The 22,860-nt window shown below is 44.5% G+C and carries 28 protein-coding genes; 10 read left to right on the top strand and 18 right to left on the bottom strand.

The genetic code is table 11. From position 1 onward, the window contains the following. Positions 1–38 precede the first annotated feature (38 nt). Positions 39–620 (bottom strand): hypothetical protein, encoded by a 582-nt coding sequence (locus tag BTO09_RS00605; RefSeq protein ID WP_087522808.1) that lies wholly within the window; start codon positions 618–620, stop codon positions 39–41. 33 nt (positions 621–653) lie between these two features. Between BTO09_RS00605 and BTO09_RS00600 the strand changes: the two genes are divergently transcribed. Further along, a complete protein-coding gene (locus BTO09_RS00600; RefSeq protein WP_087522807.1) occupies positions 654–1,127 on the top strand; it encodes a heme-binding domain-containing protein in 474 nt (157 codons plus the stop codon). Here BTO09_RS00600 and BTO09_RS00595 read toward each other — a convergent pair. Further along, positions 1,102–1,773, bottom strand: coding sequence for an NAD-dependent deacylase (locus BTO09_RS00595; RefSeq protein WP_087522806.1), 672 nt, complete (start codon positions 1,771–1,773; stop codon positions 1,102–1,104). The genes BTO09_RS00600 and BTO09_RS00595 overlap by 26 nt on opposite strands. 40 nt (positions 1,774–1,813) lie before the next feature. Here BTO09_RS00595 and BTO09_RS00590 point away from each other — a divergent pair, with 40 nt between their 5' ends. From BTO09_RS00590 to BTO09_RS00570, 5 genes are all read left to right on the top strand, one after another. Continuing rightward, complete coding sequence (locus BTO09_RS00590) at positions 1,814–2,470, top strand: RNA methyltransferase (protein WP_087522805.1); 657 nt, start codon at positions 1,814–1,816, stop codon at positions 2,468–2,470. A gap of 115 nt (positions 2,471–2,585) precedes the next feature. Beyond that, on the top strand, positions 2,586–3,668 hold the full coding sequence (locus tag BTO09_RS00585) for a zinc metalloprotease (protein ID WP_087522804.1): 1,083 nt from the start codon (positions 2,586–2,588) through the stop codon (positions 3,666–3,668). 103 nt (positions 3,669–3,771) lie between these two features. Next, positions 3,772–4,140 carry a hypothetical protein gene (locus tag BTO09_RS00580; RefSeq protein WP_198356498.1) on the top strand — a complete coding sequence of 123 codons (369 nt, stop codon included), beginning with the start codon at positions 3,772–3,774 and terminating at the stop codon, positions 4,138–4,140. Positions 4,141–4,182: 42 nt separating this feature from the next. Beyond that, positions 4,183–4,707, top strand: coding sequence for an SRPBCC family protein (locus tag BTO09_RS00575; RefSeq protein ID WP_087522802.1), 525 nt, complete (start codon positions 4,183–4,185; stop codon positions 4,705–4,707). Beyond that, the gene (locus tag BTO09_RS00570) at positions 4,704–5,075 is read left to right on the top strand and encodes a VOC family protein (protein ID WP_087522801.1); all 372 of its coding nucleotides are present in this window, start codon (positions 4,704–4,706) and stop codon (positions 5,073–5,075) included. Before BTO09_RS00575 ends, BTO09_RS00570 begins: the two co-directional genes overlap by 4 nt. Positions 5,076–5,133: 58 nt before the next feature. On the opposite strand, the gene BTO09_RS00565 is transcribed toward BTO09_RS00570, so the two are convergent. The 13 genes from BTO09_RS00565 to BTO09_RS00505 all read right to left on the bottom strand — a co-directional run bounded on the left by BTO09_RS00565 (position 5,134) and on the right by BTO09_RS00505 (position 17,302). Further along, positions 5,134–5,325, bottom strand: a complete 192-nt coding sequence (locus BTO09_RS00565; RefSeq protein ID WP_087522800.1) for a cold-shock protein — start codon at positions 5,323–5,325, stop codon at positions 5,134–5,136. A 113-nt stretch (positions 5,326–5,438) separates the two neighbouring features. Continuing rightward, on the bottom strand, positions 5,439–6,101 hold the full coding sequence (locus BTO09_RS00560) for a hemolysin III family protein (RefSeq protein WP_087522799.1): 663 nt from the start codon (positions 6,099–6,101) through the stop codon (positions 5,439–5,441). A 1-nt stretch (position 6,102) separates the two neighbouring features. Then, the gene (locus BTO09_RS00555) at positions 6,103–7,599 is read right to left on the bottom strand and encodes a S10 family peptidase (protein WP_087522798.1); all 1,497 of its coding nucleotides are present in this window, start codon (positions 7,597–7,599) and stop codon (positions 6,103–6,105) included. Positions 7,600–7,609: 10 nt separating this feature from the next. Further along, positions 7,610–9,547: an acetate--CoA ligase gene (acs, locus tag BTO09_RS00550; protein WP_255396804.1), complete on the bottom strand. Its 1,938-nt coding sequence runs from the start codon at positions 9,545–9,547 to the stop codon at positions 7,610–7,612. A gap of 33 nt (positions 9,548–9,580) precedes the next feature. Next, positions 9,581–11,356, bottom strand: coding sequence for a sodium:solute symporter family protein (locus tag BTO09_RS00545; RefSeq protein WP_087522796.1), 1,776 nt, complete (start codon positions 11,354–11,356; stop codon positions 9,581–9,583). A gap of 3 nt (positions 11,357–11,359) precedes the next feature. After that, on the bottom strand, positions 11,360–11,617 hold the full coding sequence (locus BTO09_RS00540; protein WP_087522795.1) for a DUF4212 domain-containing protein: 258 nt from the start codon (positions 11,615–11,617) through the stop codon (positions 11,360–11,362). Positions 11,618–11,653: 36 nt separating this feature from the next. Further along, entirely contained in the window at positions 11,654–12,202 is a 549-nt protein-coding gene (locus BTO09_RS00535) for a YfiT family bacillithiol transferase (RefSeq protein WP_087522794.1), read from the bottom strand. Between the two features lie 4 nt (positions 12,203–12,206). Next, positions 12,207–13,496, bottom strand: a complete 1,290-nt coding sequence (locus tag BTO09_RS00530; protein ID WP_087522793.1) for a deoxyribodipyrimidine photo-lyase — start codon at positions 13,494–13,496, stop codon at positions 12,207–12,209. A gap of 6 nt (positions 13,497–13,502) precedes the next feature. Beyond that, the gene (locus BTO09_RS00525; RefSeq protein ID WP_087522792.1) at positions 13,503–14,291 is read right to left on the bottom strand and encodes a bifunctional 2-polyprenyl-6-hydroxyphenol methylase/3-demethylubiquinol 3-O-methyltransferase UbiG; all 789 of its coding nucleotides are present in this window, start codon (positions 14,289–14,291) and stop codon (positions 13,503–13,505) included. 1 nt (position 14,292) lies between these two features. Next, a complete protein-coding gene (locus BTO09_RS00520; protein WP_087522791.1) occupies positions 14,293–15,198 on the bottom strand; it encodes an aldo/keto reductase family oxidoreductase in 906 nt (301 codons plus the stop codon). 2 nt (positions 15,199–15,200) lie between these two features. Next, on the bottom strand, positions 15,201–15,689 hold the full coding sequence (locus BTO09_RS00515) for a YdeI/OmpD-associated family protein (RefSeq protein WP_087522790.1): 489 nt from the start codon (positions 15,687–15,689) through the stop codon (positions 15,201–15,203). Between the two features lies 1 nt (position 15,690). Continuing rightward, positions 15,691–16,608 carry a hypothetical protein gene (locus BTO09_RS00510; RefSeq protein WP_087522789.1) on the bottom strand — a complete coding sequence of 306 codons (918 nt, stop codon included), beginning with the start codon at positions 16,606–16,608 and terminating at the stop codon, positions 15,691–15,693. A gap of 46 nt (positions 16,609–16,654) precedes the next feature. Continuing rightward, positions 16,655–17,302 carry an alpha/beta hydrolase gene (locus BTO09_RS00505; RefSeq protein WP_087522788.1) on the bottom strand — a complete coding sequence of 216 codons (648 nt, stop codon included), beginning with the start codon at positions 17,300–17,302 and terminating at the stop codon, positions 16,655–16,657. A gap of 40 nt (positions 17,303–17,342) precedes the next feature. Between BTO09_RS00505 and BTO09_RS00500 the strand changes: the two genes are divergently transcribed. The 3 genes from BTO09_RS00500 (at position 17,343) to menD (ending at position 20,543) form a co-directional block, all read left to right on the top strand. Beyond that, the gene (locus tag BTO09_RS00500) at positions 17,343–17,765 is read left to right on the top strand and encodes a PaaI family thioesterase (protein ID WP_087522787.1); all 423 of its coding nucleotides are present in this window, start codon (positions 17,343–17,345) and stop codon (positions 17,763–17,765) included. A gap of 92 nt (positions 17,766–17,857) precedes the next feature. Next, positions 17,858–18,844, top strand: coding sequence for a chorismate-binding protein (locus BTO09_RS00495; protein ID WP_157663387.1), 987 nt, complete (start codon positions 17,858–17,860; stop codon positions 18,842–18,844). 1 nt (position 18,845) lies between these two features. Continuing rightward, complete coding sequence (gene menD / locus BTO09_RS00490) at positions 18,846–20,543, top strand: 2-succinyl-5-enolpyruvyl-6-hydroxy-3-cyclohexene-1-carboxylic-acid synthase (RefSeq protein ID WP_087522785.1); 1,698 nt, start codon at positions 18,846–18,848, stop codon at positions 20,541–20,543. Here the strand turns inward: menD and BTO09_RS00485 are convergent. Further along, entirely contained in the window at positions 20,504–20,932 is a 429-nt protein-coding gene (locus BTO09_RS00485; protein ID WP_087522784.1) for a hypothetical protein, read from the bottom strand. The genes menD and BTO09_RS00485 overlap by 40 nt on opposite strands. Before the next feature lie 90 nt (positions 20,933–21,022). Here BTO09_RS00485 and BTO09_RS00480 point away from each other — a divergent pair, with 90 nt between their 5' ends. Next, the gene (locus tag BTO09_RS00480) at positions 21,023–21,850 is read left to right on the top strand and encodes a S1 RNA-binding domain-containing protein (RefSeq protein WP_087522783.1); all 828 of its coding nucleotides are present in this window, start codon (positions 21,023–21,025) and stop codon (positions 21,848–21,850) included. On the opposite strand, the gene BTO09_RS00475 is transcribed toward BTO09_RS00480, so the two are convergent. Further along, positions 21,843–22,253: a hypothetical protein gene (locus tag BTO09_RS00475; protein ID WP_157663386.1), complete on the bottom strand. Its 411-nt coding sequence runs from the start codon at positions 22,251–22,253 to the stop codon at positions 21,843–21,845. The genes BTO09_RS00480 and BTO09_RS00475 overlap by 8 nt on opposite strands. Positions 22,254–22,353: 100 nt before the next feature. Beyond that, positions 22,354–22,779, bottom strand: coding sequence for a hypothetical protein (locus BTO09_RS00470; protein ID WP_087522781.1), 426 nt, complete (start codon positions 22,777–22,779; stop codon positions 22,354–22,356). Between the last annotated feature and the right edge of the window lie 81 nt (positions 22,780–22,860).

Here is a 22,860-nt window from a genome sequence, read left to right as displayed (position 1 = left end):
AAGAAAGGGCTAAGATACGGTTTAAAACCAAATTTTCACTACTGCTTTTCGGCCTGATATTTCTCCATCATTGCTAAGAATGTGCGCGTTCTTGCCTTATAACCGGCAGAGTGTTTGGCATAACCTTCTTGCAGTATCAATTTGAGCTCCGGATGCACCCAATCGAACTCTGTACCTAGCCAATACAAACTTTGTATACTATAAGCTTTACAGGCTACTTTTTCCTCGTTGATGACCCAGTCAAAGCAAGCCGCAGTAAACGCCTGGCGATGTTCCTGCTTTAAGGCAGCCTGGATTTTTTTATCTGCTTGCTTATAGTAACCCAAACATAAGAGTTCGGTGATCTTGGCCATGGGCCTTTTGGTCTGGTCCTTTGTGACCTTTTGGATCAGTTCGCAAAATAGATCCAAATGCGGAAGCAAAAGTTCCATCTTAGCCTTACACACAAATTCTAAGACCCAAGCCGCCTTGTGAGAGCGGTCAGTAGCTTCTTGACCGACAAAGGTGAGTAGGTCTTTAAAGCAGTCCGGATGCGCCAAAACCCAATTAGCAGCTTCTTGTCTGCTGGCGCGGTAGGCCTTGGCATAATTTAACGTTTCTTCAAGAGCTTGGCGTGTCAAAATAGCTTAATTTGAATCATCAACTAACTGCAGATGAAGATACTTAAAAAACTGCTGATCCTCGCTTTGATCGCCTTTGTGGTGATGCAATTCTTTCGTGTGGATAAGAACAGGGCGGAGGGTGATTATCTGGCTGCCTTTGTTGCAGAGACCAATCCTCCGGATGAGGTGATGCAGACCCTTAAAACAGCCTGTTTAGATTGTCATAGCAACAATACGCGATATCCTTGGTACGCCGAGGTCGCGCCCATCTCTTATTGGTTGGCCGATCATATCGACCACGGTAAAGGCGAATTGAATTTTTCTGAGTGGGATTCCTATTCCAAAAGGCGAAAAGATCACAAAATGGAGGAGCTCATAGAAGAGGTCAAGAAAAAACATATGCCCCTGGACTCTTACACTTGGGTGCACAAAGATGCTGTACTCAGCGATGCGCAGATCACTGCAATGGTGGATTGGGCGGAGAGGTACAGAGCACTACTCAGCTTAGGAGATCGACCACAGTAGGGATGCCTTGTGTGGCACTTGAGGCGATTACTTTTACTCGGCCTCCCGAAGCTATTGCCGGATTCGGATCTACAAAATATATGGGTGTCTCTAGCGGTGCGTAGTTCAACAAGCCTGCGGCAGGATAGACCTGCATAGAAGTTCCAACGATGATCAATACTTCGCATTGGCTCACAATTTCTGCAGCTTTCGCAATTAGTGGAACATCTTCGCCAAACCAAACAATATGTGGTCTTAGTTGATGCCCATTCTTACTCAGATCGCCAAGGTTCAGGTCTTTTTTCCACAGGCGAATGTCATCGTGGTATTTACTGCAGCGCACTTTGAACAATTCTCCATGTAGGTGAAGCACCTCAGAGCTCCCGCTGCGTTCGTGCAGATCGTCCACATTTTGTGTCACTATGTTCACTTGGTGGTCTTGCTCTAGTTTTGCTAGGGCCGTGTGAGCACTATTAGGAGCTACCTCCAAGAGTTGTCTTCTGCGTTGGTTGTAAAAGTCCAGTACGAGTTCTGGGTTAGCCCGCCAACCTTGCGGTGAAGCAACTTCCATTACATCGTGACCTTCCCAAAGTCCGTTGGAATCTCTAAAGGTCTTTAGACCACTTTCTGCGCTTACGCCTGCGCCACTGAGTACTGTTATTTTCATTCGATTGCAGCCCTTAAGAATATTTACTAATTTACAAATTATGGATGCCCAATTATTTGCTTATCTAGAAGACTTTTTAACCGAGCGTCGCCGGGAACTGTTCAAGGAAGTGCTCGCCCAGCGTACCAAACATATTACAGTGGTTACCGAAGGAGTTTATCAATTGCACAATACTTCTGCGGTAGTGCGCAGTTGCGATATCTTCGGGATCCAAGAACTTCACGTTATAGAAGAGATAGAAGGGCGTCGCATTGACAAAGAGATCGCGATGGGTGCTCAAAAGTGGGTCGATGTTATCCGTTATGACTCCGTAGAATCCTGTATTGCTAGCCTGAGAGCTCAAGGATACAAGATCATTGCCACTACACCGCATGGTGAAGCTGTTGGGCCGAAGACCTTAGACCTTACCGAAAAGATCGCGCTCTTTTTTGGCAAGGAAGGCGACGGCTTAAGCGATTATGTCATGCAAGAAGCAGACGCACATTTGACCATCCCGATGTATGGCTTTACAGAAAGTTTGAATATCTCGGTAGCTGCTGCTATTAGTCTATACGAGCTGGTTGGTAGGCTGCGGAGTGAGAACATCCCTTGGCAACTCAATGAGGCCGAAATACTCGAAAAAAGGGTCGACTGGACCTTGAAAAGCATTAAGAATGCGGACCAGATTATTCAACGCTATATGGAAGACACTGAATAATTCTCAGTTTTTTGATAGAGTTGTTGATAATTGTCTTAAAATCCTCTTAAAATCTTGTCTGATTTCCTTATTTTCGGGCCAATCATTCAATTCACTAATTATAACCCATTTACTTATGAAAAAAGTAATTTTTGGACTGTTCGCATTGAGTCTACTTTTGGTAGCCTGTGAGCAAGAGTCCGCAGATGCTCCTTTACAAGAAACTTCCGTTGACATGAGCGATTTTACCCTTAAGGCCGATTTAAGCCTAGAGAGTCAAGATCTTTCGAGAAAATGTCATTCAATGCAAGTATTGGAACGTCAACTGAAAGAAGATCCGGGCTTAGCCGATCGTATGTTCTTAGTTGAGCAGAAAACCCGGGAGATCTTAGCCAGTCGTGCCCCAGGTGGTAACGGTAACGGTAATGGAAACGGTAATGGCGGCGGTGGCGGTGACACCGGCGGCGGTGGAGACCCAGTAGATGACGGTCTTGGTAACATCAACATCCCAGTTGTGGTGCATGTAGTGTACAACACAGCTAATCCTGCAGAGAACATCAGCTTGGCTCAGATTCAATCGCAGATCGATGTACTGAACGCTGACTTTAGAGCTACCAACAGCGATGTAAGTGGCGTTCCTGCCGAGTTTGCGGGAGTTGTTGCAGATTCTGACATCAACTTTACACTAGACCAAGTGATCCGTGTGGCTTCTACACGTTCTTCTTGGGGAACTAATGATGCTGTAAAATTCAGCGCTAACGGTGGTTCTGATGTGGTTTCACCAAGCACTCATATGAACATTTGGGTAGCCAATATTGGCGGTGGAATCCTTGGATATGCGCAGTTCCCTGGAGGTAGCGCGTCTACCGATGGAATCGTTGTTGCTCCTCAGTTCTTTGGAGATACCGGATATGTTTCGGCTCCATTTGACAAAGGGCGTACTACTACACACGAAGTAGGTCATTATTTGAACCTACGTCACATTTGGGGTGATGGCCGTTGTAACCGCGATGACTTTGTTTCAGATACACCAAAGTCCGACCGTCCAAACTACGGATGTCCAAATTACCCAACTAACCACTGTCGTTCTAGCGATATGTTCATGAACTATATGGACTATGTAGACGATCGTTGTATGTTTATGTTCTCAGAAGGTCAAAAAGCCAGAATGCGTGCCTTGTTCGCTGCTGGTGGTGCAAGAGAAGATATTTATCTATAGTATGATCAACAATTTTCAAAGTGCTCTTCGGAGCACTTTTTTTTGCTTTTTAGTTTGCTGCGGATTGCTGCTGAGCTGTGTAAACGCTACTGTAGCGCAACAAATGGAGTATCGAGAAATCAGTTTAATGGCGCAGACAAGGGGCTATACTAAAGCTATAGTCTTTACCCAAGATAAACTCACAATTACGGAGCAGGGTACTGTAAACTCTTCAAGAACTAAGACACTACAACCCGAGCAAGTATTGGCAATCAAAAAGGCTTTGGCCGCATTGGATAGTGAAGCTTTAAAGGCAGATTTTGAAGTATCTGATGCTGTAGCCGCAGATGCAGCCTTGATGTATTCCTTACAATTAGATACGGCTAAAGAAGAACTTGAGACAGATTACTTTGCGCTGGAAGATCCACCTGCAGTGCTGAAGGACCTTATTGCTACCTTATTAGAAATAGAAGCGGCTCTGTTTAAAGACTGAGTCTTTTTGTATCTTTAGTAGACTAACTAAACTTTTTTAATCATGATCGTTCTTTATATTTTGGGCGGACTTCTCGCCCTTATTGCCTTGTTGGCACTGATCGCCCCAAAAAGTTATCACGTTCACAGAAGCATAACCATAAACCGACCTAAGCAGGAGGTCTTTGCCTATTTGAAATCTATCAAGAATCAAGACGAGTGGTCTCCCTGGAAAGCCAAAGACCCAGATATGAAGCAGGAATTTATAGGCGAGGATGGCACTGTTGGTTTTGTCTCTAAATGGGAAGGCAACAAAGAAGTAGGTGTTGGGGAGCAAGAAATAAAGAATATAGAAGACGGCGAGCGTATTGAAACCGAACTGCGCTTCTTTAAGCCCTGGAAATCACAGAGCGATGCTTATATACAAACCGATGAAACAGCGACCGGTGGTACGCAAGTAACCTGGGGTTTTTCTGGCAAGAATCCCGTGCCCATGAATATCATGATGTTGTTCTTTAATATGGACAAAGCTGTAGGTAAGGACTTTGAAGAAGGCTTGGCCAAGCTTAAAACCATTATGGAGTCGTGAATAAGGTAGTTGTCAATTGGTTTGAGATTCCTACAACGGATATCAAACGCGCGAAAGCATTTTACGAGCAGATTCTGGATTGCCAGATGCAGCTAGTAGATATCGGCGGTTTTGATATGTGCTTCTTTCCAGGTGATCCTTCAGCAGGAGCAACAGGAGCTTTGATAGCCCACGAAACCTATACGCCCAATCATGCTGGTACCCTTGTGTATTTAATGACGGACGATGTTGCTGTCCCTTTGGCTAAAGTAGCCGCAGCGGGAGGCAAAGTATTACGAGAGAAAACACAGATATCTCCAGAACATGGGTTTATGGGTGTTTTTGAAGATACCGAAGGCAATCGGGTTGCACTTCACTCCAACACATAAAAAAACCGCGCCATGAGCGCGGTTTGTCTTAAAAGTGTATGTCTTAGATCAATTTGAATTAAGCCAATTGAACATTTACTGCGTTCATACCTTTTTTTCCTTCTTTTAATTCAAATGATACTTTATCGCCTTCTTTAACTTCTGTAGTCAATCCGGAAATGTGAACAAAGTAATCCGTGTTTGAATCATCTTCGGTGATAAAGCCGTAGCCTTTGTCTTCGACGAAGAATTTAACGGTTCCGTGTAACATAAAAAATAATTAATAATACTTCTACAAAGTTACGGTTAAAACCAAGGCGGATTCCAATAAATGCAAAATAAAAATCAAATTCCTCTAAAAATAACCTATCGGTAACACTGGAATCAGCTTTTTATGGAGAGATAGACCGCAAAAAAATGACAGATCGTTCCTCCTAAAACAAAGACGTGAAAAATTGCATGATTAAAGCGCAAGCGCGGCAGGCTGTACAATACAGCGCCTACAGTATAGGAGATTCCTCCTGCCAGTAAGTACCAAAGGGAAACTGTATCCAGGTTGTTTACCATGGGTTTTACTGCAAAGATCACCATCCATCCCATTGCGACATAAAGTACCGTAGAAAGTCGGTCATAGCGTCCTGTAAAGAAGAGTTTTAAGACAACACCACCTAAAGCAAGGCCCCAAGTGATCCCAAAAAGCACCCATCCGACCGTCCCGTTCAGGGTAGTGAGCGTGAAAGGGGTGTAGGTCCCTGCGATCAATAAATAAATGGCTGCATGATCAAAGATCCGGAAGCGTTTTCTAAGCTTTGGTTTCTTACTCCAGTGATAAAGCGTTGAGGCCGCATATAGCACGACCATACTCGCTCCGAAGATACTCCAACTGACAATGTGCCAAGCCGAACCTTTAATGCTCGCTTTGACTATAAGTAAGGGTAAGGCCGCAACGGCAAGGAGAAATCCGATGCCGTGCGACCATATATTTAATTTTTCTTCTAGTGCAGAATAAGTAACCAGATCGTGGTGTTGGGGCGCCTTTTCTTCCATTTTAATACTTAGCAGATTTTCCTTTATTGGTCGTCTTTAAGATAAAGGCGCGCAGGTCGTTATTCGCTGCCTCCAGATCCTGTCGGCGCAAGTACATCATATGCCCAGAGCGGTAACCCTTGAACTCAAAACGATCTTTCATGCGTCCGCTAGGGTCTACTTGCCACATGGTGTATTTCGCATTGAAATAAGTAGTTGCACCGTCGTAATAACCAGATTGTACCAAGACGTTCAGATATGGATTTTCTGCCATGGCCTGACGCAACTGATCGCGAACATTATTGTTGCGATTGTCCCAAGGACGCACAGGACCGAACATATTGTATTTTATATCGGTCTTAAAGTTCAAATGCTCTCTAATGTAATAATTGATTGCCGGGGTAAAGGAATGCAGCCAAGACTGTATCTCCGAATTATAATCTGGGCGTTCTCCGGCTATGGTCTTATCCAAACCTAAGTAACGTGAATCCAAGCGCCCAACGGTATAACCGCTTTCGTCGCGTAGGAGCTCCTTCCAAAAATAGCTGGTCGGAACATCTAGGTTGAGGTCTAGTATGGTCTTTTTGCTCAAGCCCGAATAGTAACTCATCTTGGTAGCAATGGCATCTTTTTCTGCATCGGAGATAAACCCACCTTTGGCCAAGGCCGGCATCAGTTCATCGATTGCAAAGGCTTCTGCTTCTGGCAACACTTCCAATAGATCTTTGCTCTGTAGTGCAGCAGGCAGTACTTTATGATGCCAGGCCGTTGCGGTATAGTAGGGTAGGTTTAATGCTGATTCTACCGGGACATCACTATTGAACACCAAGTAATCTGCCGGAGAGACCATAATGACTCCATTGAGGTACATCCATTGTGCACCTTGCAGTTCCTTGGCCAATCCCATCACACGAGTACCTCCATAACTTTCTCCAATGATGTATTTTGGAGAACGCCAGCGATTGTTGCGGGTTACAAAGGTGTTTAACCAGCCTGCCAAGTATTCTATATCTGCATTGATCCCAAAGAACTTGGATTTGTCAACCTCTTTCCCCATCATGGGTATAGTTCTGGAATAGCCTGTATTAGCGGGATTTATAAAGACAATGTCTGCCACATCCAAAATGGAGTACGGATTGTCTTGTACACCATACGGTTGAACCGGGTAGCCTTCTTCGTCGATCTTTAAGGTTTTGGGCCCAGTATAGGCCACGTGCATCCATACTGAGGCCGAACCGGGTCCTCCGTTAAAGGACATGATCAGCGGCCGGGATTCGTTACTACCCACATCGGTACGTTGGTAATAGGTGTAAAATAAGCTAGCAATAGGATTACCGTTCTCGTCCCAAACAGGTTGGGTTCCGGTGGTGGCAGAATAACTTACAGCTTTGCCCATAATGGTGGTCTTGTGATTGGTCACCACGGTGGTGTCGATAGGCAATTCTATTTGCTGCGCACTCAGCTCCGTTATAAAAAAGAGGGTGCAAATTGCTACTAAGAGTTGTTTGGTTGTTTGCATAGTGTTGGAATTAAAGTCGATTTTCAATTAGGTGTTCTACTATATCTGGGTTAAGCAGGGTAGAAGTGTCGCCTAAATTATCTAGTTCGTTATGTGCGATCTTGCGCAGAATGCGCCTCATGATCTTACCAGACCTTGTTTTGGGTAGCCCTGGAGTAAACTGGATCTTGTCCAATTTAGCAATAGGACCTATGTGTTCTGTAATGATCTGATTGATCTCTTTTTTAAGATTCTCTGTATTGCGATCGGCCCCGGTCTCTTTGAGTATCACGTAGCCGTATAGCGCATTTCCTTTTACATCATGAGGAAATCCAACTATGGCCGATTCTGCTACCGCCGGGTGCTCATTAATGGCATCTTCTATCGGTGCTGTTCCCAAATTGTGGCCAGAGACTATGATCACATCGTCCACCCTTCCAGTGATTCGGTAATAGCCCACTTCGTCTCTCAAAGCGCCATCTCCCGTAAAGTAATAGCCAGGAAAAGCAGAAAAATAAGTGTCCTTATAACGCTGATGGTCGCCCCAAATGCTGCGCGCTATAGAAGGCCAGGGCTGCGCAATGCAAAGCCGTCCTTGGGCGCTATTGTTTTCTATAGGGCTGCCAGTTTCGTCCATAAGTACCGGGCGGATCCCTGGTAATGGTAAGGTGGCGTAGGTGGGTTTTGTTGGAGTCAAAAACGGAATGGGCGAGATAAGTATGCCGCCAGTTTCGGTTTGCCACCAAGTGTCTACAATAGGGCAGTTTTTGTCTCCAATATTATCATTATACCAATGCCAAGCTTCTTCGTTTATGGGCTCTCCTACAGTCCCTAAAACCTTAAGAGAACTCAGGTCGTGTTTTTTGGTGTGTTCCAAACTTTCCTTGGCCAATGCGCGTATGGCCGTTGGCGCTGTATAGAACTGATTCACGCCGTGTTTTGCAACTACCTCCCAAAAACGGTCATAGTCTGGATAAGACGGAACGCCTTCAAACATAAGCGTTGTAGCGCCGTTGGCTAGCGGGCCATAAACGATATAGCTGTGGCCGGTTATCCAACCAATATCTGCAGTACACCAATACACATCGCCATTCTTGTATTGAAAAACGTTCTTAAAGGTATAGGCGGTATAGACCATATATCCACCACAACTGTGCAACATACCTTTGGGTTTTCCGGTAGAACCAGAAGTGTAGAGTATGAATAGCGGATCTTCTGCATCCATGATCTCTGGCTTGCAGTCCGATACTGCTTTTTCCATAAGAGGTGCCAGCCAATGATCTCTGCCTGTTTCCATATGGACAGGGTTCTCCGTGCGCTTGGCGACTAGCACACTTTTTATACTCGGACACTGCTGTAGGGCCTCATCTACGATAGCCTTCAGGTCTAAGGTCTTTTGGCCTCGATAACTTCCATCCGAAGTAACAACTATACTGCACGAACAATCGTTGATACGAGTCGCCAAGGCCGTAGATGAAAAGCCCGCAAATACCACCGAATGTATGGCGCCAATACGTGCACAGGCCAAAACCGCATAGGCCAATTCCGGTATCATGGGCATGTAGATACAAACTCTATCACCTTTTTTAACTCCTTGATCCTTGAGTACATTTGCCAGCTTGCATACCTTTTCGTGCAATTGGTTGTAAGTGATATGTACTGCGGATTCTTGAGGGTCGTTGGGTTCAAAGATAATGGCCGTCTGCTCGCCTCTGGTAAGCAAATGTCTATCGATGCAATTCTCTGTTATATTGAGTTGCGCCCCTTGAAACCATTTAATCTCGGGTTTGTCAAAATCCCACTCACAAACGCTAGTCCAGGGTTTGCGCCACAAAAAATGCTCTTCTGCAATCTCTCCCCAAAACACTTCGGGCTTACTTATGGATTTACGGTAATTGACAAAGTATTCTTCTAAAGACTTGAGATGATATGTACTCATGTGCTGTTTAAATTGGACGCGTTTGCAAATAGCTGTTTAAAAATACAAACTAATTGCCAAATTCTAGTGTTTCTGAGGGGCAGTTGCGTCTGATGGAATTCGGATGTCGCTAACCAATTTGCGGATGGCCTGAGGTGGGGCTGGTGTCAGCCTAGATACCACCAAAGAAACTACAATATTCACACCCATTGCGATAGATCCAAAACCTTCAGGGGAAATTCCCCACCACCACGAACTGGCCGGTAAGGGATCAAAGGTCCAAATGAGTCCCGTCTTGTATCGGATCATATAGAAAAGCATCAAACTCACCCCAATGATCATACCTGCAAGGGCACCTTCTTTGTTCATGCGCTTATCAAATATACCCAGTACTATAGCCGGGAAGAATGAGGCTGCGGCTAGGCCAAAGGCCAGGGCAACCACTGCGGCTACGAACCCTGGTGGATAGATCCCGAAAAGCCCTGCAATAAGAACCGCTACTAACATACTAGCTCGGGCTAGCAACAATTCTCCCTTATCGGTTAGGTTTGGTCTGAGCTGCTTTTTTACCAGATCGTGAGAGACAGAAGTACTGATCACTAAGAGCAAGCCTGCTGCTGTACTTAGAGCCGCTGCGAGTCCTCCGGCAGCCACAAGAGCTACCACCCAGTTGGGTAAGTTTGCGATCTCTGGATTAGCCAAGACCATGATGTCTCTGTCTACATAGAGTTCGTTCTCGTTAGTGGAAGCATTGCTGATAAGTCTTTCTCCATAATTACCTCGAGCTTCTGTAAACTCTGGAGATTTAGTTGTTAAGGCGTCTCCAGCGCGATATTGAATAAGACCGTCTTGGTTCTTGTCGGTCCAAGCTATAAGGCCTGTATTCTCCCAATTGGTAAACCAATCTGGAACTGCTGTATATGGCTGTTCGTTCACGGTTTGGATCATATTGGTGCGCGCAAAGACTGCAACGGCAGGAGCTGTGGTGTAAAGTATAGCGATAAACAAGAGGGCTAATCCTGCGGATTTGCGCGCGTCCTTTACTTTGGGTACGGTAAAGAAACGCACAATAACATGAGGTAAGCCTGCAGTACCGGCCATTAGCGCTAAAGTGATCAGAAAGACATCGGCCTTGGATTTGCTGCCGTCTGTATACTCTTTAAAACCCAATTGGGTGTGGAGTTCGTCCAATTGATGCAAGAGATATGTGCCGTCCGGGAGCTGGCTACCCATGCCTATTTGCGGAATAGGGGAACCTGTCATCTGGAAGGAGATAAAAAAGGCAGGCACCATAAAGGCAAAGATCAAGACGCAATATTGGGCTACTTGCGTATAGGTTATTCCTTTCATACCTCCTAAAAAGGCAAACACCAATACTACGGCCATTCCTATTACAACTCCCCATACTATATCGACCTGAAGGAATTGTGAAAAAACGATACCCACACCTCGCATTTGTCCGGCAACATAGGTAAAGGAGACCAACAACGCACAGATCACTGCAACTGTTCTCGCAGCATTGGAGTAATAGCGGTCTCCAATAAAATCCGGAACTGTGAATTTGCCGAACTTTCTGAGGTAGGGCGCTAAAAGGAGTGCGAGTAATACATATCCTCCTGTCCAGCCCATAAGGTAGACCGAGCCGTCATAACCCATAAAAGAGATGATCCCAGCCATAGAAATGAAAGAGGCAGCGCTCATCCAATCCGCAGCTGTGGCCATGCCATTGGCCAAAGGAGAAACTCCTCCGCCAGCTACATAGAACTCTTTGGTAGAGCCGGCTCTTGCCCAAATGGCAATGCCAAAATAAAGCGCAAAGCTAACTCCAACCAATATCCAAGTCCAGGTTTGTACACTCATGGTTTAATCGTCAAATCCGTATTTCTTATCCAAGCGATTCATAAGGGCTACGTACACAAAGATCAAGATCACAAATACGTAGATAGACCCTTGTTGGGCAAACCAAAAACCGAGTTTAAACCCGCCAATCTGAAAGTGATCTAAAAAGTCTTTAAAGAGAATTCCACAACCATAAGATACTATAAACCAGATCAGCAGTAAGATGCTGAGGTACTTTAAGTTCGTGCGCCAATAGCGCTGTTTTTGGGTTGGTTGTGGCATAATTAGCAGCTAAAAAGGTACTAATTCTGCGCCGACCTACAAGTTGGAAAAATCATTTTTGTAGCGCAGGGCCTGTTGGATGTGCGCCAGGTGATGTTGGCAATGCCAGTCATAATGCCCTAAAGCTTCACCAAGCGGGACCAAGGCTTGCTGTTCCGGATGAAAGTAGGAACGCTCAAAATCTCGAGGGGTCAATTTACTGAGGCAGGTATACCAGCGCGCTTGGATTCCATCTAGCATCTTCATGCTTGCGCTAAGGTCGTCGTCGGTGGCATCCGCAAATGTTGCCCATAGCGCTTCTTTATAAGGTTTTATAACAGGATTTTCCTCGGTCAAGGCCAATTTAAAACGCGTCAGGGCGTTCATGTGTGAATCTGCACAGTGGTGCACCACCTGTTTGATGTTCCAGCCTTCTGGTCTGTAGATATAGGCCAGTTCTGTGGACGATAGCTCTTTGACCAGATCGTTCACATGCCAGGCAAAGTCTCTAATGGTCACGATCCAATCCGCATAATTGACCATACCAATCTTTTCTGGCAGCTGGTCCTGACCAATGGGATAGCGCAATTGTTCTAAGGTATCCATAGGCTTAGTTTAGAGCTTCTTTATAAGTTTCAATGGCGCGTTCTCTGGCCATTTTATGTTCTACCATAGGCTGCGGATAGTCGTCCGATTTATATTCTGGCACCCAGGTTTCAATATATTCTCGTTGCTTGTCGAACTTATCGATCTGCGTTGTTGGGTTAAAGACTCTAAAATAGGGAGCAGCATCGCAACCGGTTCCGGCTGCCCATTGCCAGTTTCCATTGTTACTTGCCAGTTCATAGTCCAATAGTTTTTCTGCAAAATAAGCCTCGCCCCAGCGCCAATCGATTAGCAAGTGTTTGCACAAGAAGCCCGCGGTGATCATGCGGACACGGTTGTGCATATAACCCGTGTTGTTCAATTCGCGCATGCCAGCGTCTACCATGGGGTAACCTGTATTGCCTTCGCACCACTTTTTGAATTCCTCTTTATTGTTTCGCCAAGGGACAGCATCGTATTTTTCTCTAAAGTTGTTGTTGACCACCTTGGGAAAGTGATACAGGATCTGCATAAAGAACTCCCGCCATATAAGTTCACTTAAAAAGGTCTCTTCTTCATCTTTAACGTCTTGCACCAAGGTTCTAATACCGACAGTTCCAAAGCGCAAATGAGGTCCGAGGCGGCTCGTCCCGTCTTTGGCTGGGAAGTTTCTAGTGTCCTTGTAGTTAGGAACTACATCCAGGTCGTAGTCTGGGACTTCAATTTCAGAGGGCTTAATATTCAAGGATTCCTTAGTTGGGAACTCCTGCTCAAAAGCAACAAAACTGCTAGCTTCTACTTCTGGGTACGCCTGATGATCTGCCGGCTTGAAGTGTTCCATCCACTTGTTCTTAAAAGGTGTGTAAACCACATATGGGTCTCCGTCGTCTTTTAGTACCTCTTGTGGTTCAAAGATCACTTGGTCTTTGTATCTATGGAATTCAATTCCAACTTCTTTAGCCCAATCTGCAACGGCTTTGTCGCGTTTTCTGGCGTAGGGCTCGTAATCGCGATTGGTGTGAATAGTAACTATGTTGAATTCTTCACTTAGTTCTTTGAGAACGTCCAAGGGATTCCCTTTGCGAATACAGAATCCGGCATCATTACTGCGGAGTTTATCATGCATTCTTTTAAGAGAATCGTAAATAAAATTAACCCGCGCATCATCTTCTGGGAGTTCTTCCAGGATGTTCTCATCAAAAATAAAAAGGGGTAGAATTTTAAGATCCCCTTCGGCAGCGGCATATAGACCTGCATTGTCGGTAAATCGTAAGTCTCTCCGAAACCAGAATACAGCAATTTTTTCGTTCTTCATAATTACTTATTTTTTAATGCACTTAAGGGCGTACACAAGCGGAATTTTATTCTCAAAAGGTTTCAATTGAAACTTCCCGGGAGCAATTTCTTTGGTGTGGGCAAAACAGTTATAAGGCGAATAATCGAACTCTTGAAAACACTCTAGCGTTAAATTTTTGTTCAAAAGGGCTGTCAAAACATCGCTTATGGGATGGTTCCAGGTAACATAGTCTGCTTCAAAGTCGTCCGCGCCATCGGTATAGGTCCCGGTTGCGAATTCTTCTATAGGACCGGCATTGAAATAATTGTATTGTACCCTGGTAAAATCATCATCGTACATCCAAACCACCGGATGGAACTCCGCCATTACAAAAGAACCTCCTGGCTTTAAGAATTGTCCCACCACTGCTGCCCATTTATCGAGATCTGGCAACCAACCTATGGTGCCATAACTGGTAAAGACTATATCGAATTCCCGGTCTAAATGTTTTGGCAGCTCATATACATCGCAGCAGATAAATTCTGCATCCAAGTTGAGGGTTGTATTGAGCTCCTTGGCTTTGGCTATTGCAGCATCAGAGAGATCCACTCCAGTAACTTTTGCGCCCATGCGGGCTAAGGAAAGACTGTCTTGTCCAAAATGACATTGCAAATGCAATATTGATTTGCCTTTTAGCTCGCCCAACAAGTTAAGCTCAATGGAATTCAAAGAGTTCTTACCTGCCAGAAAAGCAGGTAGGTCGTAAAATTCCGATGTTATATGAACAGCGGTACGTTTATTCCAACTGGCCTTATTTATGTCTTTATAGTCCATTTTATGGTACTTCGTGGCCTAAAGTTGCTTGGTAGATCTTAAACCACTCTTGGTCTGTTAATTGTACCGATTGTGCGTGAACAGCATCTTTAATGCGGGCTATTTTTCCGCTCCCAACTATGGGCATGATCCCCACTGGATGCTTTAGCAACCAGGCATACATTATGGTCGCAATGTCTGTTTCTTTTTGGTTGGCTAAAGCGTGGATCACTTCCAGCAACGGCATACGATCTTTGTTTGCCGCAGAGAAGAGTTTTCCTCCGGCCAAGGGCGACCACGCCATAGGATGCAAACGTTTTTCCAATAGGTAGTCCATATTGCCATTGTCAAAATGTTCCAAACAGTTAACAGATATCTCTATTTGATTGGTCACTAAGGGCTGATCCAAATAGGACTGTAGGGTAGTGGTCTGCTGCGGCGTAAAATTCGAGACCCCAAAATAACGAACTTTCCCACTCTGGTGCAGCGCGCTAAAGGCTCTTGCTACTTCACTGGGGTTGTAGAGCGGAGACGGTCTATGCAAGAGCAGCACATCCAGATAGTCTGTTTGTAGATTTTTTAAGGACTGTTCTGCGCTACGCACAATATGCTCATAGCTCAGATCGTAATACTTCACTTCGCGATCAGGGTATTTTTCAGAAAGGAGTTTGATGCCGCATTTGCTCACCAATTCTATCTGCTCACGCAGGCTAGAACGCCCTCCCAAGGCTTTTCCAAAAATCGCCTCACACTCGTAATCTCCGTAAATGTCCGCGTGGTCAATAGTGGTTACACCCAGGTCTAATCCTTCTTGGATCAGGGATACGATCTGCTCGTTATTATAGCCCCAGTCGGTAAGTCTCCAATAGCCGTGAACAAAGGTGGAGAAGCTGAGGTCTGGCGTGAGTTGTATTCTGCTCGATTGCATGCTTAGAGTTTTATCATTCGTATGTTGGTTATTCCTTGTTTGAGTAGGTCTGTTATTTTTAAAGCCCTTTCAATTTGTTTGTCCGTATTGTTAACTGCGGCCACGGCAGCCAAAATACTGCGTTGCCCTCCTGGGGTCAGCTTTTCAAAAAGTGAAGCCGCCTCCGGATCTGTACGGATAACCTCTGCAAAGGTCTCAGGAACTTCAAACTGGTATTTGGTGTTGTCTATTCGTACTTCGGCCTGCACCTCGCTACCCAATTCCAGGTCAAGGGCTTTCATGTGTTTTTTGCTCAACATGATAAAGTGGCCTAAATTCTTTCTGTTCAAAATGGCTGCATGTACTTTGTACTGCGGAGTCAAATGAACAATGACCCGTTTGTTTCCACCGGTCTTTAAGGCTTCTATATGATTTTCGGGCAAAGGCAAGTAACAAGACCAACCTTTAGCTTGTTGTTTTACTGTAGTGGTATAGCGATAGCTTTCAGTCAATTTATTTAAGTCCTAAGGTGTCTCTAAGGCCACTATCACTGTTGCTATTGCGGCGCCAGTAGTCGGAGCGTATGCTTTTGATAAGCTTAGCGCTCGTAGTTATTAATTCGCTGCTGCCAAATCCTTTCGGATGTGTCTCTTCCCAGTTCATTATACGGTGAGGAAAAGCAGTCTGATAGTTGATCGTCAAACTTCTCTTGAGCTCCGGATAATTAAGGGTATAGGTGCTTAAGCTGTCGGTAGTGGTCAGCGTAGCATTTGCCTTATAAGCTCCAGCTTTTACATGTTTTAAGCGCAAATAGAAAAAACTCGGGATGATATCAAGCTTTCCTGTAGGCAGATTGTCCGGCTGTAAACGGATCTTGGCCCAGATGTCATCTTCCAAGAGTGTCTGGGGTAATTCAAGCCCCGAAACACTTTCACCTTCAAAATATGAGTTTACATCTACCTCAAACGTATCTGTATTGCGAAGTTCCATATAGACATGACCACACCATTCTTGTACCGAGGTGGCAACCTTTAAGGCGTGTTGTCCATCTTCAAAAGGAAAGAAACTGCTATTGATCATCGAATAAGGGTAGATCCCCGTATTGAAGTTCTTGGTGAAATTCAGTTTGAGCACGGTGGGGTCTGCTGCGGATGGGTTATCGGCTTTTGTAAAACTGCTTAGAGAGAATGGCTCTGTCACAAATATCATCGCGGCTTGGCCTTCTCGAAGTTCTCCATATCGCGCCTGCGATAGGGCATAGCTCGAAATTTCTGCTGTGCCGTTAAACCAATAGTCCTTGTACTCTTGAGTGGGTGTATATTTAAATGCTGCGGATGGCGCTGTTGAATTGTCATTGGCAACACTCGCTTGCTCCTCAGTACAAGCGGTGAATACAAAGCAGCTGAAAAGGAAAATAAAAGACAGTCTCATAGGGCAAACGGTTTTGTCCAGAGCTGCATGGAAATCCGTCTAGTCTCTAGCTCTTATTAGCTAAATCGTTCAATATTCCGGTATGCACCTCGTGGGTTCCTTCAAAGGTACGAATGCGCAAGCGGTTGTCAAAGAGACTTTCTCCTCTTTGTTTCTGATCTAAGAGTTTTTCTGGAGTGATGTATTGGTCCTTGTCGCCATAGATATAGTAAACCGGTGTATCGGGATCCAAATAGGCAAAATCCTCTGGCTTTAACTCAACAGGGATTCCCCCGGAATGGAGCACCAACATTTTGGGCTGTATCTTTCTGCTGGCCATCCAACGGCAAACAATAGAAACACCTTGGGAATAACCCATCAGTATCAATCGAGCAGGGTCCAATGCCTCCGCCGCAAATACTGCGTCGATATAATTCAAAACATTTTGGGTCTCTGCTATTGTGTCTTCCCGGGTAAGCCAACTGGCACCCACATGTTTAAAGTCCGGGCCTTGATAATATTTACTAGGAGCTTGAGGGGCTACGATATAATTGGACTGCGGTTCCATCCCTTTGAAGTATTTTAAAAAATAGCGGCTCAAATAGCCCATGCCATGAAAGGCAAACCAGTGATTTAGGCTGTTTTCGCTCTTGTTATTAAGGGTTTCGTAACTGTTGGAATTTTGGTAAATAACGCGCTTGGTTGCGGTGTTCATCTGCGTCCTATTTTATATCTTTACAAAGAAAACGATTCGTATGCAGTATACCAAAGAAGAACTTTTAGCGCGTTGCAATCAGATGTGCAAGAACACGCTTATGGAGACTTTGGATATTGAGTTCGTGGACTATGACGAGCATTCTATAACCGCCAAAATGCCAGTGAATCCTAGAGTACATCAGCCAGATGGTGTCTTGCATGGCGGCGCCACAGTAGCTTTAGCAGAAAGTGTAGGTAGCGCTGCTGCCTTTATTTTCTTAGCGGCGGAGAATGTCCAGGTGCGCGGAATCGAGATAGCTGCAAATCACGTCAAATCGATTCGAGAAGGGGAGGTCTTTGCCAAGGCAGAGATCATGCATAAGGGAAGAACCACACAATTGTGGCAGATTCGAATTACAGACCATTTAAATAATTTAATCTCACTTGTAAAACTAACAACGCTAACCCTATATCAGGACTGACCATGAATTTTTCAGATTTTACTCCCCAAGTTGAATCGCATTTTAAAAACAACCTTCCTTTTGTAATATATAACCAACCCAATAGTCTCCAGGTGCACGCGCTGCTCCAGCAAACGCCTACGCAACACTTGGTGAAGAATCTCAGCAGAACGGGTTTTATCTTTATTCCTTACAATTCTAAGAATCGAGCTCTCTTGATTCCAGACGAGCACTCGGTCCAATTAGAAACAAGCCTTTCAGAAGATTATTTCGAAGCCTTAACTCCTGCTACCGACAATCAAGAAGTACCTATTGTGACCCCTAACTACGAGATTATGGTAGGGCAAGCTATCGCCACCATAGAAAAAGGAAACATGCTCAAGGTGGTTTGCAGCAGAAAGGAAATTGTATCTGGGACGTTTGATCCGATCGGCTTATTTCTGGGTACACTTAAACATTATAAAGACGCTTTTGTCTATGCCTTTTATCATCCAAAAGTAGGTTTTTGGATAGGCGCCACACCAGAAACTTTTATCAAGGTAGACGGAACCACATTTAAGACCATGGCCTTGGCCGGTACCCAGAAGGTCTTTCCCGATACACATCCGCAGTGGACACCAAAAGAGATCAACGAACAGAGTTTTGTTACCCAGGCCATAACCGAAAGTCTGGAATCGCTTGCCAAAGTCATTGTAGTGTCTAAGACCTACAACAAACAGGCTGGCTCCCTCTGGCATATCTGCAACGATATATCCGGAACCCTTAAGAACAAAAAAGAAATGCTGCATCGGGTTTTGGACGCATTGCATCCTACGCCTGCCGTATGCGGCTTGCCGCGTAACAAGGCTAAGAATTTCATAAATAAACACGAAAATTATGACCGGGAATATTATACCGGTTATTTAGGTCGGGTTACTTCTGGTTTAAATACGCAACTATACGTAAATTTGCGGTGTATGAAAATTACGGACCAGGCGGCCGAAATTTTTGTGGGAGGAGGTATCACAGAAGACTCCAATATCTTTGATGAATGGGTGGAAACTGTGAACAAGGCCGAGACCATGAAACAGATTTTGCGTTTGCCGGTTGCCTCCCAATGAGATGAGCCAAAAACCTGAAACCGAAATATACCCTGCGATTCCACTAGCACAATTGACTGTTGCAGCTTGTAAAGCGCATGGTATTTCGAGAATAGTCATCTCTCCCGGTTCCAGAAATGCACCTTTAACCCTCGGATTTACGCGAGATTCCTTTTTTGAATGCTATTCTATAGTCGATGAACGAGTTGCTGCCTTTTTTGCTTTGGGAATGGCTCAGCAAACTGGAACTCCTGTGGCTATAGTTTGTACTTCGGGTTCTGCAGTACTCAATTATTTTCCTGCAGTAGCAGAGGCCTATTACAGTCAGATCCCTTTGGTTGTGCTTTCTGCAGATAGACCACCACATAAGATAGACATTGGCGATGGGCAGACCATAAAGCAAGCTGGGCTATTTGGGCAGCATGTTGGATATGCAGCGAATTGTATCATTGACTGCGGAGCCGATTCGCCGAATTTTGAGTTTTTTGATAAGGCCCTAAATACGGCTTGGTCTCAGCGCTTACCGGTGCATTTGAATTTACCTTTTGAAGAGCCTCTGTATAACTTGACCTCACAAGCTCAAATACAATACACCAAACCCAATAGCACAAGGAAGCCCGCGAAGCTAGCCTTAAGTGCAGCGCAAATGGAAGTTTTCAATGCTGCTGAACGTATCATGGTGCTTTGTGGTGTTATGGATCCGGATGTTATAGAATCAGGTCTGTTGGATGCTTTCTTGGAAGATCCTAGGGTATTGATGCTCACAGAGACAACCTCTAATTTGCATCATCCTAAACTGATCACGGGAATAGATCAACTTATCGCAGCCATGACGCCGCAAGAGTTTGAAAATTTACAACCAGATCTTTTGATCAGTTTTGGCGGTATGGTGGTTTCTAAGAAGATCAAAGCATTCTTGCGCCAGTATGCTCCAAAAACACATTGGCATGTGGATCCTTTACGGGCCTACGACACTTTCTTTGTGCTTAGCGAACATATTGCTCATTCAGTGAATGATTTTTTAACTGCCTTGCCTAAATCCGAAGTTATAGAAGCTAACTATCAGGCGTATTGGCTGAGGGAGCGAGATGCCCGTAGAGCAGGGCATAAGTTATATTTAGAGCGTATAGCCTTTTCCGATCTAACCGTCTACGGTGCTGTTTTTAAAGCTTTGCCCGAGTCGTGCATATTGCACATAGCCAATAGCGCAGCCATTAGATATGCGCAACTTTTTGAGCTTCCGCCGGCTGTTGCCGTTTATTGTAATCGTGGAACCAGTGGTATAGACGGATCTACCAGCACGGCCATTGGAGCGGCAGTTGTGGCAGATAAGCCGGTAACTTTTATAAGCGGAGATCTGAGCTTTTTCTACGACAGCAACGCCCTGTGGAACGCCTATACTCCAAACAATTTTAAAGTTGTTTTGGTGAACAATCAAGGGGGTGGGATCTTTAGGATCTTACCGGGCGATAAACACCATCCAGATTTCTGCACCTATTTTGAAACCGTTCACGGTTTGAGCGCAGAAAAATTGTGTGCCCTTTATGGTTGGGAGTATTATGCTGCGAACGATCAGGAAAGTCTAGAAAAGCAATTAGGAGGTGCGTTTTCTCGCGTCAGTAAACCCGCGCTCTTGGAGGTAACTACGCCGAGAACCTTAAATGATGAACTACTGTTGGATTATTTTAAGTCGGTCAGATCGCCGTCTAAGATCCGTTGACCCCACTCACAAGCCGTTTTTACGCTATCGAACACAGCAAATGCCTTGGAGTAGAATTTAGATTCCAGCATAGCATTGGCCGCACTCACTGCATCTTTGGTCACTATGGCGATTCCTTTAAGATTTGGTACGCGTTCTAAATACTTGTAGTCTGTAGGCTGAACGGAGTAAGAATTTACGCGATTAGAGATCACTGTAAAAGGTTTGGTTCCAATGTGCTTCATGCATTCCATGAGCAATTGAATGCCTGTCACATAAGATACATTGACTCCTTCATTAAATTCAGTGATTACGACAGCGTCATAGAAATAGACATTGCCTATTGCTGAGTACTGAACGTGATTAGGAGAACGTCCATCCTCGAAATGTTGGGGAGGGGTGAGATTCATATTGTGGGCTAAAAATAATTAAAGCTAAGCAGCGGTACAAATTAAGTTTCATTGTTTTTGGCATTGGTCTAAATTGTACCTTTGCCGCCTATGGAATTAGGTAAATACAATACCCTGGAAATCATTAGAGAAACCGACCCTGGTCTCTATTTGGCAGACCAAGAGGGCAACGAAGTTCTCTTGCCACACAAATACAAGCCAGAGACCTACAAGGAAGGTGATTCCATTGAGGTCTTTGTATATCGTGATAACGAGGCGCGTTTAATAGCAACTACGCTAAAGCCCAAGGCTGAGGTTGGAGAATTCGCATACCTGCGATGCAGCCAACAAACCAATCATGGAGCCTTTATGGAGTGGGGTATAGAAAAGGATCTCTTTGTGCCTTTTAAAGAACAGGCCAGAAAGATGAATCCTGGGAGTTGGTATACCGTTTATATCTACATCGATCCGAAAACTGAGCGATTGGTAGGCTCTTCTAAGACCAAGAAGTATTTGTCCAACGAAAACTTGGAGCTCAATAAATACGATAAGGTCGATATTTTGATCACCCACATCACCGAGCGCGGAGCCAACGCGATTGTAAATGGCAAGCACGATGGTCTTATCTATATCGAGAATATCTTCGAAGATATTAGAAGCGGTGATAGGTTACCGGCTTACGTAAAAAAGATACGTCCTGACAATAAGATAGACCTGCTCTTACAGCCAGAAGGTTATCGCAGTATTGCTCCTAATGCAGATTATCTTTTAGAAGAACTTGAAATGGCCGGAGGCTTTCTCGCCTTAACTGATAAGAGTGATCCGGAACAGATCAAGGAATTGCTCGGGATGAGTAAAAAGAGTTTTAAAAAGGCCTTAGGTACCTTATACAAGGCTCGCAAAGTTAAAATAGAAGAAGACGGAATAAGTCTTATCTAAAAATGCGGCTAGAGCGGTAAGGTGCGCATCGCCAACAAATACCCACCGGAGGACAAGGACTCAAGAACTGCAAACCACGCATGTCCTTGTAAGCAATATTTCGAACCTTAGATTGGCCGTCGTCTGCATAAGGGCTTTGCACTGTAAACCCATATGATTTTACCCGAATTGGGCGCAGCTCCATAGCTCGTTTTTGCTGTTGGTTGGACTTGTCTATCGCCGCAGACATATCCACAGGTTCCCAAAACGAACCCACACTAGTGTCGAAATTCAAGGGGGTTAGCGGATAAGAACCGGTGTAGACAAAATTGTATTCTTCTGAGAATATATCTGGTTGATCTGCCAAGACCAAAGCGCCAAAATCTATGGTAAAGCTATCCTTTTCTTGGGCTTGCAGTTGCATGCTCAAAAGGCTTAGTAGAAAGATAATATAGGTTCTTCTCAATAGCATTTTACGCTAGCTAAAATAGCAAAAATCGAACCAAAAATTACTTAGCACTATGTTAAGACCTGTATTTGGCCAAGGCTTGGTCCTGTAGCAAAAGCGCATCCAGCGCATGAAGCAATTGCTTATGAGCAACAATTGGAATAGGGGCGAAAAGCGACTCTAGTTCTAAATGGCTTTTGCTCGGACTATCATAGAATACAACATGATAAGATCTCATGGTCGGTAAAAGTTCCAAGAACCATTTGAGGTCGATAGGGCTAATGCTGTAGTCGTGAATTCTGTTGGAAATATAATGGAAAGGCTGATTCTCAGTGTAGAACTGAGATATTGCAAAGACTATCTCATCTGCAGCCTCTCTATTGCACAAAGAGCCTTCGTGCATTTGAGATATGACGAACTCGTCATAGAAGTAAAGATCGGTGCAATTTAAATTGACCTCACGTTTACAAAACTTGTATATAACTGATCTTTCAACCCGCATCCTTAGGAATTTTATGCAAAATTACACCCATTTACTATGCTTGCATAATAAATTAAGTCTCAGAATCAAGCTTTTAGATAA

Origin of the sequence: Gilvibacter sp. SZ-19, assembly GCF_002163875.1 — a bacterium.
In the GTDB taxonomy this organism is placed as follows: domain Bacteria; phylum Bacteroidota; class Bacteroidia; order Flavobacteriales; family Flavobacteriaceae; genus Gilvibacter.
Note: the sequence above shows the minus strand (reverse complement) of the source record. Positions and strands in the feature narration are given on the sequence as shown.

What these genes read in the sequence shown, in the direction of transcription:
- BTO09_RS00600 (WP_087522807.1), top strand. Translation starts at nt 654, where the DNA reads ATGAAGATACTTAAAAAACTGCTGATCCTCGCTTTGATCGCCTTTGTG.
- BTO09_RS00595 (WP_087522806.1), bottom strand. Translation starts at nt 1,773, where the DNA reads ATGAAAATAACAGTACTCAGTGGCGCAGGCGTAAGCGCAGAAAGTGGT.
- BTO09_RS00590 (WP_087522805.1), top strand. Translation starts at nt 1,814, where the DNA reads ATGGATGCCCAATTATTTGCTTATCTAGAAGACTTTTTAACCGAGCGT.
- BTO09_RS00585 (WP_087522804.1), top strand. Translation starts at nt 2,586, where the DNA reads ATGAAAAAAGTAATTTTTGGACTGTTCGCATTGAGTCTACTTTTGGTA.
- BTO09_RS00580 (WP_198356498.1), top strand. Translation starts at nt 3,772, where the DNA reads ATGGAGTATCGAGAAATCAGTTTAATGGCGCAGACAAGGGGCTATACT.
- BTO09_RS00575 (WP_087522802.1), top strand. Translation starts at nt 4,183, where the DNA reads ATGATCGTTCTTTATATTTTGGGCGGACTTCTCGCCCTTATTGCCTTG.
- BTO09_RS00565 (WP_087522800.1), bottom strand. Translation starts at nt 5,325, where the DNA reads ATGTTACACGGAACCGTTAAATTCTTCGTCGAAGACAAAGGCTACGGC.
- BTO09_RS00560 (WP_087522799.1), bottom strand. Translation starts at nt 6,101, where the DNA reads ATGGAAGAAAAGGCGCCCCAACACCACGATCTGGTTACTTATTCTGCA.
- BTO09_RS00555 (WP_087522798.1), bottom strand. Translation starts at nt 7,599, where the DNA reads ATGCAAACAACCAAACAACTCTTAGTAGCAATTTGCACCCTCTTTTTT.
- BTO09_RS00545 (WP_087522796.1), bottom strand. Translation starts at nt 11,356, where the DNA reads ATGAGTGTACAAACCTGGACTTGGATATTGGTTGGAGTTAGCTTTGCG.
- BTO09_RS00540 (WP_087522795.1), bottom strand. Translation starts at nt 11,617, where the DNA reads ATGCCACAACCAACCCAAAAACAGCGCTATTGGCGCACGAACTTAAAG.
- BTO09_RS00535 (WP_087522794.1), bottom strand. Translation starts at nt 12,202, where the DNA reads ATGGATACCTTAGAACAATTGCGCTATCCCATTGGTCAGGACCAGCTG.
- BTO09_RS00530 (WP_087522793.1), bottom strand. Translation starts at nt 13,496, where the DNA reads ATGAAGAACGAAAAAATTGCTGTATTCTGGTTTCGGAGAGACTTACGA.
- BTO09_RS00525 (WP_087522792.1), bottom strand. Translation starts at nt 14,291, where the DNA reads ATGGACTATAAAGACATAAATAAGGCCAGTTGGAATAAACGTACCGCT.
- BTO09_RS00520 (WP_087522791.1), bottom strand. Translation starts at nt 15,198, where the DNA reads ATGCAATCGAGCAGAATACAACTCACGCCAGACCTCAGCTTCTCCACC.
- BTO09_RS00510 (WP_087522789.1), bottom strand. Translation starts at nt 16,608, where the DNA reads ATGAGACTGTCTTTTATTTTCCTTTTCAGCTGCTTTGTATTCACCGCT.
- BTO09_RS00505 (WP_087522788.1), bottom strand. Translation starts at nt 17,302, where the DNA reads ATGAACACCGCAACCAAGCGCGTTATTTACCAAAATTCCAACAGTTAC.
- BTO09_RS00500 (WP_087522787.1), top strand. Translation starts at nt 17,343, where the DNA reads ATGCAGTATACCAAAGAAGAACTTTTAGCGCGTTGCAATCAGATGTGC.
- menD (WP_087522785.1), top strand. Translation starts at nt 18,846, where the DNA reads ATGAGCCAAAAACCTGAAACCGAAATATACCCTGCGATTCCACTAGCA.
- BTO09_RS00485 (WP_087522784.1), bottom strand. Translation starts at nt 20,932, where the DNA reads ATGAATCTCACCCCTCCCCAACATTTCGAGGATGGACGTTCTCCTAAT.
- BTO09_RS00480 (WP_087522783.1), top strand. Translation starts at nt 21,023, where the DNA reads ATGGAATTAGGTAAATACAATACCCTGGAAATCATTAGAGAAACCGAC.
- BTO09_RS00475 (WP_157663386.1), bottom strand. Translation starts at nt 22,253, where the DNA reads ATGCAACTGCAAGCCCAAGAAAAGGATAGCTTTACCATAGATTTTGGC.
- BTO09_RS00470 (WP_087522781.1), bottom strand. Translation starts at nt 22,779, where the DNA reads ATGCGGGTTGAAAGATCAGTTATATACAAGTTTTGTAAACGTGAGGTC.